The sequence below is a fragment of the Pseudomonas sp. p106 genome, from assembly GCF_003936645.1.
In the GTDB taxonomy this organism is placed as follows: domain Bacteria; phylum Pseudomonadota; class Gammaproteobacteria; order Pseudomonadales; family Pseudomonadaceae; genus Aquipseudomonas; species Aquipseudomonas putida_E.
The window spans coordinates 232,625-245,375 of record NZ_RHQR01000003.1; the positions used below are offsets into that span (position 1 = coordinate 232,625).

At 61.8% G+C, this 12,751-nt stretch carries 14 protein-coding genes; 13 read left to right on the forward strand and 1 reads right to left on the reverse strand.

The genetic code is table 11. From position 1 onward, the window contains the following. Positions 1-2 precede the first annotated feature (2 nt). The 5 genes from tgt to EGJ09_RS05690 all read left to right on the forward strand — a co-directional run bounded on the left by tgt (position 3) and on the right by EGJ09_RS05690 (position 5,008). Positions 3-1,118 (forward strand): tRNA guanosine(34) transglycosylase Tgt, encoded by a 1,116-nt coding sequence (gene tgt / locus EGJ09_RS05670; protein WP_162144435.1) that lies wholly within the window; start codon positions 3-5, stop codon positions 1,116-1,118. A gap of 45 nt (positions 1,119-1,163) precedes the next feature. After that, on the forward strand, positions 1,164-1,499 hold the full coding sequence (gene yajC / locus EGJ09_RS05675; protein WP_008092587.1) for a preprotein translocase subunit YajC: 336 nt from the start codon (positions 1,164-1,166) through the stop codon (positions 1,497-1,499). A gap of 62 nt (positions 1,500-1,561) precedes the next feature. Next, positions 1,562-3,424 carry a protein translocase subunit SecD gene (secD, locus tag EGJ09_RS05680; protein WP_046784489.1) on the forward strand — a complete coding sequence of 621 codons (1,863 nt, stop codon included), beginning with the start codon at positions 1,562-1,564 and terminating at the stop codon, positions 3,422-3,424. Positions 3,425-3,434: 10 nt separating this feature from the next. Then, positions 3,435-4,343: a protein translocase subunit SecF gene (gene secF, locus EGJ09_RS05685; protein ID WP_125923430.1), complete on the forward strand. Its 909-nt coding sequence runs from the start codon at positions 3,435-3,437 to the stop codon at positions 4,341-4,343. 119 nt (positions 4,344-4,462) lie between these two features. Beyond that, positions 4,463-5,008 carry a glycine zipper 2TM domain-containing protein gene (locus EGJ09_RS05690; RefSeq protein WP_046784487.1) on the forward strand — a complete coding sequence of 182 codons (546 nt, stop codon included), beginning with the start codon at positions 4,463-4,465 and terminating at the stop codon, positions 5,006-5,008. 58 nt (positions 5,009-5,066) lie between these two features. Here EGJ09_RS05690 and suhB read toward each other — a convergent pair whose 3' ends face one another. Beyond that, the gene (suhB, locus tag EGJ09_RS05695) at positions 5,067-5,885 is read right to left on the reverse strand and encodes an inositol-phosphate phosphatase (protein ID WP_012316148.1); all 819 of its coding nucleotides are present in this window, start codon (positions 5,883-5,885) and stop codon (positions 5,067-5,069) included. A 150-nt stretch (positions 5,886-6,035) separates the two neighbouring features. Between suhB and trmJ the strand changes: the two genes are divergently transcribed. From trmJ to hscA, 8 genes are all read left to right on the forward strand, one after another. Beyond that, positions 6,036-6,791 carry a tRNA (cytosine(32)/uridine(32)-2'-O)-methyltransferase TrmJ gene (gene trmJ / locus EGJ09_RS05700; protein ID WP_125923431.1) on the forward strand — a complete coding sequence of 252 codons (756 nt, stop codon included), beginning with the start codon at positions 6,036-6,038 and terminating at the stop codon, positions 6,789-6,791. A gap of 3 nt (positions 6,792-6,794) precedes the next feature. Further along, positions 6,795-7,580: a serine O-acetyltransferase gene (cysE, locus tag EGJ09_RS05705; RefSeq protein WP_046784485.1), complete on the forward strand. Its 786-nt coding sequence runs from the start codon at positions 6,795-6,797 to the stop codon at positions 7,578-7,580. Between the two features lie 179 nt (positions 7,581-7,759). Next, positions 7,760-8,251: a Fe-S cluster assembly transcriptional regulator IscR gene (iscR, locus tag EGJ09_RS05710; RefSeq protein ID WP_046784484.1), complete on the forward strand. Its 492-nt coding sequence runs from the start codon at positions 7,760-7,762 to the stop codon at positions 8,249-8,251. Between the two features lie 51 nt (positions 8,252-8,302). Continuing rightward, on the forward strand, positions 8,303-9,517 hold the full coding sequence (locus EGJ09_RS05715; protein WP_012316144.1) for an IscS subfamily cysteine desulfurase: 1,215 nt from the start codon (positions 8,303-8,305) through the stop codon (positions 9,515-9,517). Between the two features lie 46 nt (positions 9,518-9,563). After that, complete coding sequence (iscU, locus tag EGJ09_RS05720) at positions 9,564-9,950, forward strand: Fe-S cluster assembly scaffold IscU (protein ID WP_007929523.1); 387 nt, start codon at positions 9,564-9,566, stop codon at positions 9,948-9,950. A gap of 42 nt (positions 9,951-9,992) precedes the next feature. Continuing rightward, on the forward strand, positions 9,993-10,316 hold the full coding sequence (gene iscA / locus EGJ09_RS05725; RefSeq protein WP_008092567.1) for an iron-sulfur cluster assembly protein IscA: 324 nt from the start codon (positions 9,993-9,995) through the stop codon (positions 10,314-10,316). An 8-nt stretch (positions 10,317-10,324) separates the two neighbouring features. Then, positions 10,325-10,846: a co-chaperone HscB gene (gene hscB, locus EGJ09_RS05730; RefSeq protein ID WP_046784483.1), complete on the forward strand. Its 522-nt coding sequence runs from the start codon at positions 10,325-10,327 to the stop codon at positions 10,844-10,846. Between the two features lie 42 nt (positions 10,847-10,888). Beyond that, positions 10,889-12,751 (forward strand): Fe-S protein assembly chaperone HscA, encoded by a 1,863-nt coding sequence (gene hscA / locus EGJ09_RS05735; RefSeq protein ID WP_046784482.1) that lies wholly within the window; start codon positions 10,889-10,891, stop codon positions 12,749-12,751.

A 12,751-nucleotide genomic window follows, 5' to 3' on the forward strand; every position in this document is an offset into this window, starting at 1 on the left:
GAATGTCCTTCGAACTGCTGGCCACCGACGGCAAGGCCCGTCGTGGCCGCCTGACCTTCCCCCGTGGCACGGTCGAAACCCCGGCGTTCATGCCGGTGGGTACCTATGGCACGGTCAAGGGCATGCTGCCGCGTGACATCGAGGCCATTGGTGCCGAGATCATCCTTGGCAACACCTTCCACCTGTGGCTGCGCCCAGGCACCGAGGTGATCAAGAAGCACAACGGCCTGCACGATTTCATGCAGTGGAAAGGCCCGATCCTGACTGATTCGGGTGGTTTCCAGGTGTTCAGCCTGGGTGCCATGCGCAAGATCAAGGAGGAGGGCGTGACCTTCGCCTCCCCGGTCGATGGCTCCAAGGTGTTCATGGGCCCGGAAGAGTCCATGCAGGTGCAGCGTGACCTGGGTTCGGACATCGTGATGATCTTCGACGAGTGCACACCGTACCCGGCAGAGCACGATGTGGCGCGCACCTCCATGGAGCTGTCGCTGCGTTGGGCGCAACGCTCGAAGAACGCCCACGGGGACAACACCGCGGCGCTGTTCGGCATCGTCCAGGGCGGCATGTACCAGGACCTGCGCATGCGCTCGCTGGAAGCGCTGGTCAATATCGACTTCGATGGCCTGGCCATCGGTGGCCTGTCGGTGGGCGAGCCCAAGCACGAAATGATCAAGGTGCTGGATTACCTGCCGGCCCAGATGCCTGCTGACAAACCTCGTTACCTTATGGGGGTAGGCAAACCCGAAGATCTCGTTGAGGGTGTGCGCCGCGGCGTCGACATGTTCGACTGCGTGATGCCGACGCGTAACGCGCGCAACGGCCATCTGTTCGTCGATACAGGGGTGATCAAGATCCGCAACGCGTTCCATCGCCACGATGATTCGCCGCTGGATCCGACCTGTGATTGCTACACCTGCACGAACTTCTCCCGCGCTTATCTCCATCACCTGGACAAGTGCGGCGAAATGTTGAGCAGCATGCTGAATACCATCCACAACTTGCGCCATTACCAGCGCTTGATGGCCGGTTTACGCGAGGCTATTCAACAGGGTAAATTGGCCGCCTTCGTCGACGCCTTCTATGCCAAGCGCGGGCTGCCTGTGCCGCCTTTGGACTGATTGTTTGCACCATCCTAATTAAAACTTAAGCAACTGGAGTGCCTAATGAGCTTCTTGATCCCCGCCGCCTATGCGGACGCTGCTGCACCCGCCGCTGGCCCAGCCGGCACCGGCTTCGAGTGGATTTTCCTGGTCGGTTTCCTGGTCATCTTCTACCTGATGATCTGGCGCCCGCAGGCCAAGCGTGCCAAAGAGCAGAAGAACCTGCTGAGCAACTTGCAAAAAGGTGATGAAGTTGTCACCAACGGCGGCATCGCTGGCAAGATCGTCAAGGTTTCCGATGATTTCGTGGTTCTGGAAGTGTCCGACACTGTCGAGCTGAAGTTCCAGAAGGGCGCCATTGCCGCGACCCTGCCAAAAGGTACGCTCAAGGCTATCTGAGTTACCGGTTTTTTTTCCAGTCGGGGCGCGCAACGCGCCCCGCGTCTTGAACGGGCGGCGTGATGCTGAACAAATACCCTCTGTGGAAATACGCACTGATCGTGTTGGTACTGGCGATCGGTTTTATTTATTCCGCTCCCAACCTCTACCCGGATGACCCGGCGGTGCAGATCAGCGGTGCCAGCTCGGCGCTGCAGGTGAACCAGTCCGACCTCGACCGCGTCAGCAAGGCGCTGACCGAAGCCGGTATCACCGTCAAGGGTGCAAGCCTGGGTGAGAAGGGCAGCGCGCTGGTGCGCCTGACCAATCAGGAAGACCAACTGCCAGCCAAGGATGTAGTGCGCAAGGCACTGGGCGATGATTATGTCGTGGCCCTGAACCTGGCCCAGACCACTCCGCAATGGCTGCGTAACCTGGGTGCAAGCCCGATGAAGCTGGGCCTGGACCTGTCCGGTGGTGTGCACTTCCTGCTGGAAGTGGACATGGACAAGGCCATGAGCGCCCGCCTGAAAGTCTACGAAGGCGAGGTCAAGACCTTGCTGCGCAAAGAGCGCGTCCGCTACCGCAGCCTGCCTCAGCAGGATGGCGGCATCATGCTGGGCTTCGCTGACGATGCCACCCGCGAACAGGCACGTGCCCTGATCCGCAAGAATTTCAGTGATTTCGACCTGACCACCAGCGAGCGTAATGAAACCGCCGTGCTGCGTCTGGCGCTGACTCAGGCGAAAGTCGCCGAGATCCGCGAATACTCGATCAAGCAGAACCTCACCACCGTGCGCAACCGCGTCAACGAGCTGGGCGTCGCCGAGCCGCTGGTTCAGCGCCAGGGCGCCAACCGCATCGTGGTCGAGCTGCCAGGCGTGCAGGACACTGCCGAAGCCAAGCGTATCCTCGGCAAGACGGCCAACCTGGAGTTCCGCTTCGGTGCCGAGCCGGGCGCGTCCAGGGCTACTACCGAGGTCTTCGAGTTCCGTGAGGGCGGCCGCTCCGCCCAGGTCGAGCGTGGCCTGATCATCACCGGTGACCAGGTCACCGACGCCCAGGCCAGCTTCGACGAGCATGGTCGTCCGCAGGTGAACATCCGCCTCGACGGCCACGGTGGCGAGCTGATGAGCCGCGCGACCCGCAGCAACGTCGGGCGCAGCATGGCGGTGATCTTCATCGAGCAGAAGCCGGTCACCCGCTACGTCAAGCAGACGGTCAACGGCGTCGAGAAAGACGTGCCGGTGCAGAGCTTCCTGGAAGAGAAGAAGATCATCAGCCTGGCGACCATCCAGTCGCCGCTGGGCAGCCAGTTCCGCATCACCGGCCTTGACGGCCAGGGTGAATCGTCCGAACTGGCCCTGCTGCTGCGTGCCGGTGGCCTGGCCGCGCCGATGTACTTCGCTGAGGAACGTACCATCGGCCCAAGCCTGGGCGCCGACAACATCACCAAGGGTATCGATGCGTCGCTGTGGGGCATGCTGTTCGTCTCGCTGTTCATCATCGCCATCTACCGCGCGTTCGGTGTGCTGGCCACCATTGCCCTGGCGGGCAACATGGTCTTGCTGCTGGCATTGATGTCGCTGCTGGGTGCCACCCTCACTTTGCCGGGTATCGCCGGTATCGTGCTGACCATGGGTATGGCGGTCGACGCCAACGTACTGATCTTCTCGCGTATCCGTGAAGAGATCGCTGCCGGCATGTCGGTGCAGCGCGCGATTCATGAAGGCTTCAACCGCGCGTATTCGGCGATCGTCGATGCCAACCTGACCACACTGCTGGTCGGCGGCATCCTCTTCGCGATGGGTACCGGGCCGGTCAAGGGCTTTGCCGTCACCATGTCCCTCGGGATTTTCACCTCGATGTTCACCGCCATCATGATGACCCGTGCGCTGGTCAACCTGACCTGTGGCGGGCGTGACATCAAGAAGCTGTGGGTTTGAGGGAGCGACGATGAAAACCATCAATTTCATGGGCGTGCGCAATGTTGCGTTCGCCGTAACCGTGCTCCTTACCGTGCTGGCACTGTTCAGCTGGTGGCAGAAGGGCCTGAACTTCGGCCTGGACTTCACCGGCGGTACGCTGATCGAGCTGACCTACGAGCGCCCGGCCGACCTCAAGGCGGTGCGTGCCGAGCTGGTCGAATCCGGCTTCAACGAAGCCGTGGTGCAGAGCTTCGGCGCTACCACCGACCTGTTGGTGCGCATGCCTGGTGATGACCCGATGCTGGGTAACAAGGTTGCCGAAGCCCTGCAGAAGATTGGCGGTGACAACCCGGCGACGGTCAAGCGCGTCGAGTTCGTCGGCCCGCAGGTGGGTGAAGAGCTGCGCGACCAGGGTGGCCTCGGCATGCTCCTGGCGCTGGGCGGCATCCTCATCTACCTGGCCTTCCGCTTCCAGTGGAAGTTCGCTGTGGGCGCGATCATCTCGCTGATCCACGACGTGGTGGTGACGCTGGGTATCCTGTCGTTCTTCCAGATCACCTTCGACCTGACGGTGCTGGCGGCGGTGCTGGCGATCATCGGTTACTCGCTCAACGACACCATCGTGGTGTTCGACCGGGTGCGTGAGAACTTCCGCGTGATGCGCAAGGCCTCGCTGATCGAGAACATCAACATCTCGACCACGCAGACCCTGCTGCGCACCGTAGCCACTTCCGTTTCGACCCTGCTGGCAATCGGCGCACTGCTGCTCTTCGGCGGTGACAACCTGTTCGGCTTCTCCCTGGCCCTGTTCATCGGTGTCATGGCGGGTACCTACTCCTCGATCTACATCGCCAACGTGGTGCTGATCTGGCTGAACCTGAACAGCGAAGACCTGATTCCACCGGCCAAGACCGACGGTGTGGATGATCGTCCTTAAGGCATAGCCCTAGCCGTTCGGCGATCGAAAAGGCGCGAGTGTTGAACTCGCGCCTTTTTTTTTGCTCCAAGGCTGGGAGCAGGCGGGTTTACCCCGCGGGTATGAATCAGGAGGTTCAAGTGAATAAATCAATGCTGGTGGGTGCGGTACTGGGTGCTGTCGGTGTTACTGCCGGAGGTGCTGTGGCGACCTACAGCTTGGTGAACAAAGGCCCCGAATACGCCCAGGTCACCGACGTGCAGCCGATCAAGCAGCAGGTGAAAACCCCTCGCGAAGTGTGCAAAGACGTGGCCGTGACGCGTCAGGCGCCGGTCAAGGACCAGCATCAGATTGCCGGTACCGTTGTTGGCGCTTTGGCGGGCGGCTTGCTGGGTAACCAGATCGGTGGTGGCACTGGCAAGAAGATCGCCACCGTGGCCGGTGCGGTCGGTGGTGGTTATGCCGGCAACAAGGTGCAGGAGGGCATGCAGGAGCGTGATACCTATACCACTACACAGACCCGTTGCAACACGGTCAACGATGTCAGTGAGAAGGTCGTTGGTTACAACGTGACCTACTCGATCGGTGACCAGGTCGGCAAGGTGAAGATGGATCGCGAGCCGGGCTCGACCATCCCGCTGGACAAGAATGGCAAGCTGATCCTGAGTGAAGCCGGGCAGCAATAATCTTGCAGGCACAAAAAAAGCACCTCGCCGGTGCTTTTTTTGTGCCTGCAATCTGCGCTTAGCGCTTCATGTGCTCTGGCAGGTGCGGCTGGATAGCGGTCAGCACGGCCTTGAAGCACTTGATGTTGCCGGCAACGATGTGGCCCTTGTCGAGGAAGTCGTGGCCACCGTTGAAGTCGCTCACCAGGCCGCCTGCTTCCTGGATCAGCAGCACACCGGCTGCCATGTCCCACTCGGACAGGCCCGACTCCCAGAAGGCGTCGAAGCGGCCGGCGGCCACGTAGGCCAGGTCCAGGCTGGCGGAGCCGGCGCGGCGGATGCCGGCAGTCTGGCCAGTCAGGGCGCGGAACATGCCCAGGTAGTTGTCCAGGTCAGCCATCTGGCTGTCACGGAACGGGAAGCCGGTGCCCAGCAGGGCGCCGTCCAGGCTGGTGCGCGAGCTGACGCGCAGGCGACGGCCATTGAGCTGGGCGCCACGGCCACGGCTGGCGGTGAACTCTTCCTGGCGTACCGGGTCGAGAACGACGGCGTGTTCAATGCGGCCACGGTATTTGCAGGCAATGCTGACGGCGAAGTGCGGGATGCCGCGCAGGAAGTTGGTGGTACCGTCCAGTGGGTCGATGATCCACAGGTAGTCCTTGCCTTCTTCGCCGGTGCCCGCGTGCATGCCAGTCTCTTCACCCTGAATGGAGTGGTTCGGGTAGGCCTTGCGCAGTGCGTCGACGATCTTCTGCTCGGCGGCGCGATCAACCTCGGAAACGTAGTCCTTAGCCTCTTTCTCGTCCACCTTGATGCTATCCAGGCGTTCGATGGAGCGGAAAATCAGTTCACTGGCGCTGCGAGCGGCGCGCAGGGCGATATTCAGCATAGGCTGCATGGGCGGGTCACCTGGAGATGTTAAAGAAGAAAGCCGAACATTCTAGCAGAAAAGTTTGGCGGCAGAAGTGTCACATTTGCTTTCATGGCGTTACGCTGGTCGGTTCTGTAAGATCGAACCCCCAAAACCCGCATCTGTGAGCACAACACCTTGCTGCAAAATATTCGTGTTGTTCTGGTCAATACCAGCCACCCCGGCAACATCGGCGGCGCTGCGCGAGCCATGAAAAACATGGGCTTGTCGCGCCTGGTGCTGGTGCAGCCAAAAGAGTTCCCCGCCGCAGACGCCAGTGCGCGTGCTTCCGGTGCCGACGATGTGCTGGCCGGTGCCCAGGTGGTCGACAGCCTCGAGCAGGCGCTGGTCGGCTGCAGCCTGGTCATGGGCACCAGTGCCCGTGAGCGCAGTATTCCCTGGCCGTTGATCGACCCCCGTGAATGCGGGGCCAAGGCCGTGGAGCATGCCGTCGGCGGTGAGGAGATCGCCTTGGTGTTCGGGCGTGAGCACGCCGGCCTGACCAACGAAGAACTGCAGCGATGTCACTTTCACGTGCACATTCCCTCGAACCCCGACTTCAGCTCGTTGAACCTGGCCGCTGCGGTCCAGGTGCTCGCCTATGAGGTGCGCATGGCCTGGCTGGCGGTTGAAGGCACGGCGCAGAGAGTCGAAAAGGTCGACGCCAGCGAGCTGGCGACCATGGACGAAATGGAGCTGTTCTATGAACACCTGGAAAAAACCCTGGTGGACATCGGCTTCCTTGACCCCGAAAAGCCCAAGCACCTGATGGCGCGCCTGCGCCGGCTGTATGGGCGCAGCTCGGTGGAACGTCCGGAAATGAGCATTTTGCGCGGTATCCTCACCGAGACCCAGAAGGTCGCACGGGGCGAGCCGCATAAAAGGAAGGGCTGACAGATGTTCGAACGTCTGCGTGAAGATATCCAGAGCGTTTTCCATCGGGACCCGGCGGCACGCAATGCCTTCGAGGTGCTGACCTGCTACCCGGGCATGCATGCCATCTGGCTGCATCGCCTGGGCAATGCCTTGTGGAAGCGCGATTTCAAATGGCTGGCTCGCCTGGTGTCGAATTTTGGCCGCTGGATGACTGGTATCGAGATCCATCCCGGTGCGACCATCGGCAGGCGCTTCTTCATCGATCACGGCATGGGTATCGTGATCGGCGAAACCGCCGAGATCGGCGACGACGTCACTCTTTACCAAGGCGTGACCCTGGGTGGCACCAGCTGGAACAAGGGCAAGCGTCACCCGACCCTGGAAAACGGCGTAGTGGTGGGGGCAGGGGCCAAAGTGCTCGGCCCGTTCACCGTCGGTGCCGGGGCCAAGATCGGCTCCAATGCAGTGGTGACCAAGGCGGTGCCGGCAGGTGCCACGGCGGTCGGCATTCCGGGGCGGATCATCGTCAAGAGCGAAGACAGCGAAGTCGAGGCCAGGCGCAAGGCCATGGCCGAAAAGATCGGCTTCGATGCCTACGGCGTCAGTGGCGACATGCCTGACCCGGTGGCGCGTGCCATCGGCCAGATGCTCGACCACCTGCAGGCTGTCGACGAGCGGCTGGAAGGCATGTGTGGCGCATTGACCAAAATGGGCAGTGACTACTGCGCCAAAGAGCTGCCGGCCCTGCCCGAAGATGACTTCAGCGAGATCTCGGCAGTTGCCCCGCGCGACGCTCGGTCGCATTGATCGCGCCGCAGGGAGGTCATACTGGCATGTGGGGCGTGTGCTCACGCCCCTTTGCTGCTACAATCGCGCCCGCCTCCCAGATGCAAACCCGACTAAAGCAGTAGGTCTAATAGTTGACTTAAATGCTCGGGAATAGCATACTCGCTCACATCCTGTAACTCCCGTGGTAACCATTAGCCATGCGACTGACTACCAAAGGCCGATACGCCGTGACAGCCATGCTTGACCTGGCCTTGCACGCGCAGCATGGGCCTGTGTCTTTGGCCGACATTTCCGAGCGCCAGGGCATTTCCCTCTCTTATCTGGAGCAGCTGTTCGCCAAGCTGCGCCGCAGCAGCCTGGTATCCAGCGTGCGCGGCCCAGGCGGTGGTTACCAGCTGTCCCGTGGCATGGAAACCATCCAGGTGGCCCAAGTCATCGACGCGGTCAACGAGTCGGTCGATGCCACCCGTTGCCAGGGCCTTGGGGATTGCCATGCCGGTGACACCTGCCTGACCCACCACCTGTGGTGCGACCTCAGCCAACAGATCCACGAATTCCTCAACGGCATCAGCCTGGCCGACCTCGTCATGCGCCGTGAGGTGCAGGAAGTCGCCCAACGCCAGGACCTGCGTCGTGTCGCAGGCCGTTCTGCCCAGCTGGACAAGATTGAGACGTCCGCCGTCGACTGACCTTTATTAACAGTGCGACGAGCGACGCCACCGCCTGATAGGAGATACTCAATGAAGTTGCCGATCTACCTCGATTACTCCGCGACCACGCCGGTCGATCCCCGTGTCGCCCAGAAGATGGCCGACTGCCTGCTGGTCGACGGTAACTTCGGTAACCCGGCTTCGCGCTCCCACGTGTTTGGCTGGAAAGCCGAGGAAGCGGTCGAAAACGGCCGTCGCCAGGTTGCCGAGCTGATCAACGCCGACCCGCGCGAGATCGTCTGGACCAGCGGTGCTACCGAGTCCGACAACCTCGCCATCAAAGGCGTGGCGCACTTCTATCAGTCCAAAGGCAAGCACATCATCACCTCCAAGATCGAGCACAAGGCGGTCCTGGATACCGCTCGCCAGCTCGAGCGTGAAGGTTTCGAAGTCACCTACCTCGAGCCAGGCGAAGACGGCATCGTCACCCCGGCCCAGGTCGAGGCGGTGCTGCGTGACGACACCATTCTGGTCTCGCTGATGCACGTCAACAACGAAGTCGGCTCGATCAACGACATCGCCGCCATCGGTGAACTGACCCGTTCGCGCGGCGTGTTGTTCCACGTTGACGCCGCCCAGTCGGCCGGCAAGGTGGAAATCGACCTGCAAAAGCTGAAAGTCGACCTGATGTCGTTCTCCGCGCACAAGGCCTACGGCCCGAAAGGCATTGGCGCGCTGTACGTCAGCCGCAAGCCTCGCGTGCGTCTGGAAGCGATCATCCATGGCGGTGGCCATGAGCGCGGCATGCGTTCGGGCACCCTGCCGACCCACCAGATCGTCGGCATGGGCGAAGCATTCGCCATTGCCAAGCAGGAAATGGCCGCTGAAAACCAGCGCATCAAGGCCCTGAGCGACCGCTTCTTCAAGCAGGTCTCGGACCTCGAAGAGCTGTATGTCAACGGTAGCCAGACTGCCCGCGTACCGCACAACCTGAACCTGAGCTTCAACTATGTCGAAGGCGAGTCGCTGCTGATGTCGCTCAAGGACATCGCGGTATCGTCCGGTTCGGCCTGCACCTCCGCTTCGCTCGAGCCGTCGTATGTACTGCGCGCTCTGGGCCGTAACGACGAGCTGGCGCACAGCTCGATCCGCTTCTCCTTCGGCCGCTTCACCACCGAAGAAGAAGTCGACTACGCCGCGCAGAAAGTCTGCGAGGCTGTAAACAAACTGCGTGAGCTGTCGCCGCTGTGGGACATGTACAAAGACGGCGTTGACATCTCCAAGATCGAGTGGGCCGCCCACTAAGCAGTCGCCGGCAAGAGCGGCTCCCTGATGAGGAAGGAATTGCACCATGGCATACAGTGAAAAGGTCATCGACCACTACGAAAACCCACGTAACGTCGGCAAGATGAATGCCGAGGACCCGGATGTCGGTACCGGCATGGTCGGCGCCCCAGCGTGCGGTGACGTGATGCGTCTGCAGATCAAGGTCAACGAGCAAGGCATCATCGAAGATGCCAAGTTCAAGACTTACGGCTGCGGTTCGGCCATCGCTTCCAGCTCCCTCGCCACCGAGTGGATGAAGGGCAAGACCCTGGACGAAGCTGAAACCATCAAGAACACTCAGCTGGCGGAAGAACTGGCGTTGCCGCCGGTCAAGATCCACTGCTCGGTACTCGCCGAGGATGCCATCAAGGCAGCCGTTCGCGATTACAAGCAGAAGAAAGGCTTGATCTAAGTCGCCTGTTGCGAAGTAACCGACGTTGAGGAAAAAGTACCGATGGCTATCAGCATGACAGAAGCCGCCGCCAACCACGTGCGGCGTTCCCTCGAAGGGCGCGGCAAGGGCGAGGGCATCCGCCTGGGCGTGCGCACCACCGGTTGCTCGGGCCTGGCCTACGTGCTGGAGTTCGTCGATGAACTGGCGGACGAGGACACCGTGTTCGAGAACCATGGCGTCAAGGTGATCATCGATCCCAAGAGCCTGGTTTACCTTGACGGCACCGAGCTGGATTTCGTCAAGGAAGGGTTGAACGAAGGCTTCAAGTTCAACAACCCCAACGTACGCGGTGAGTGTGGCTGCGGCGAAAGCTTCAACGTCTGAGGCTGGCTGTGGGTACTCCTTGTCATTTCGCTCTGTTCGACCTCCAGCCGTGCTTCCGGTTGGACCTCGACAAGCTGGCCACTCGCTATCGCGAGCTGGCCCGCGAGGTTCATCCTGACCGCTTCGCCGACGCTTCCGAGCGTGAGCAGCGGGTAGCGCTGGAAAAATCCGCCGCCCTCAACGACGCCTACCAGACCCTGCGCAGTGCCCCGCGCCGTGCCCGCTATTTGCTGGCCATCGGTGGCCACGAGGTGCCTCAGGAAGTCACGGTCCACGACCCTGACTTCCTGCTGCAGCAAATGCAGTGGCGCGAGGAACTCGAAGAGCTGCAGGACGAAGCCGACCTCGACGGTGTCGCCGTGTTCAAGAAGCGCCTGAGGGCTGCTCAGGAACAGCTCAACGAGGATTTTGCCGCCTGCTGGGATGTGCCTGCCGAGCGCGACAAGGCCGAGCGCCTGATGCGCCGCATGCAGTTCCTCGACAAGCTCGCCCAGGAAGTGCGCCAACTAGAAGAGCGCCTCGACGATTAACCCGGCGTTGCCCGTGATGACGCCTAAGGTATTCAGATAAGCATGGCCCTACTGCAGATCGCCGAACCCGGTCAAACCCCCCAGCCGCACCAGCGTCGCCTGGCGGTGGGCATTGACTTGGGTACTACCAATTCTCTGGTCGCTGCCCTGCGCAGCGGTCGCAGTGAACCCCTGCCCGATGCGCAGGGCAACGTCATTCTGCCCTCCGCAGTGCGCTATCTGGCGGGCCACAATGAGGTCGGCCTGGCAGCGCGTGAAGCTGCCGCCAGCGACCCGCTGAACACCGTGCTGTCGGTCAAGCGCCTGATGGGGCGTGGCCTGGCCGACGTCAAGCAACTGGGTGAACAGCTGCCGTATCGCTTCATTGGCGGCGAGTCGCACATGCCGTTCATCGATACTGTCCAGGGGCCGAAGAGCCCTGTGGAAGTGTCCGCCGATATCCTCAAGGTGCTGCGCGAGCGCGCCGAGGCCACCTTGGGTGGCGAGCTGGTGGGCGCGGTGATCACCGTGCCGGCCTATTTCGACGATGCCCAGCGTCAGGCGACCAAGGACGCAGCCAAACTGGCTGGCCTGAACGTACTGCGCCTGCTCAATGAGCCGACCGCTGCTGCCGTGGCCTATGGCCTGGACCAGAATGCCGAAGGCCTGGTGGCCATCTATGACCTGGGCGGCGGTACGTTCGATATTTCCATCCTGCGCCTGACTGCAGGTGTGTTCGAAGTGCTCGCCACCGGTGGTGACACCGCCCTGGGGGGCGATGACTTCGATCACGCCATTGCAAGCTGGATCATCGAGCAGGCCGGCCTGTCCGCCGACCTCGACCCTGCTACCCAGCGCCAGCTGCTCCAGGCCGCCTGCGCCGCCAAGGAGGCCCTGACCGACACCGACGTGGTCAGTGTCCGCCATGGCGCCTGGCAGGGCGAGCTCAGCCGCGCCGCTTTCGAGGCCATGATCGAGCCGCTGATTGCCCGTAGCCTCAAGGCCTGCCGCCGCGCCGTGCGCGACAGTGGCGTCGAGCTGGATGAAGTGGGTGCGGTGGTCATGGTGGGTGGTTCGACCCGCGTACCGCGTGTGCGTGAAGCAGTAGGTACGCTGTTCGGCCGTACCCCGCTGACCTCGATCGACCCCGACCAGGTGGTAGCCATCGGCGCCGCCATCCAAGCTGACACCCTGGCCGGCAACCGCCGCGAAGGCGGTGAGCTGCTGCTGCTCGACGTCATTCCGCTGTCCCTTGGTCTTGAGACCATGGGGGGGTTGATGGAAAAGGTGATCCCGCGCAACACCACCATTCCGGTGGCCCGCGCGCAGGAATTCACCACATATAAAGATGGCCAGTCGGCCATGATGATTCACGTTCTGCAGGGTGAGCGCGAGCTGATCAGCGACTGCCGTTCGCTGGCGCGTTTCGAGCTGCGTGGTATTCCGGCCATGGTTGCCGGTGCTGCGAAAATCCGCGTGACCTTCCAGGTCGATGCCGACGGTTTGCTCAGCGTCGCGGCCCGTGAGCTGGGTTCCGGCGTAGAAGCCAGTATCCAGGTCAAGCCGTCCTACGGCCTGACCGACGGTGAGATCGCACGCATGCTCAAGGACTCCTTCGAGCACGCAGGCTCCGACAAGCAGGCGCGTCAGCTTCGTGAACACCAGGTCGACGGCGAGCGCCTGCTTGAAGCTGTCCAGGGAGCCCTGGATGCTGATGGCGAGCGACTGCTCAGCAGTGAAGAGCGCGAAGCCATTGAGTTCCAGATGCAAGAACTACGTGATTTGCTGACCGGCACCGATGGCCCTGCCATCGAGCAACAGACCAAGCGTCTGTCGCAGGTGACCGATGCATTTGCCGCCCGTCGCCTTGATTCGACGGTCAAAGCCGCACTGGCCGGGCGCAACCTGAATGAGATCGAGGAGTAA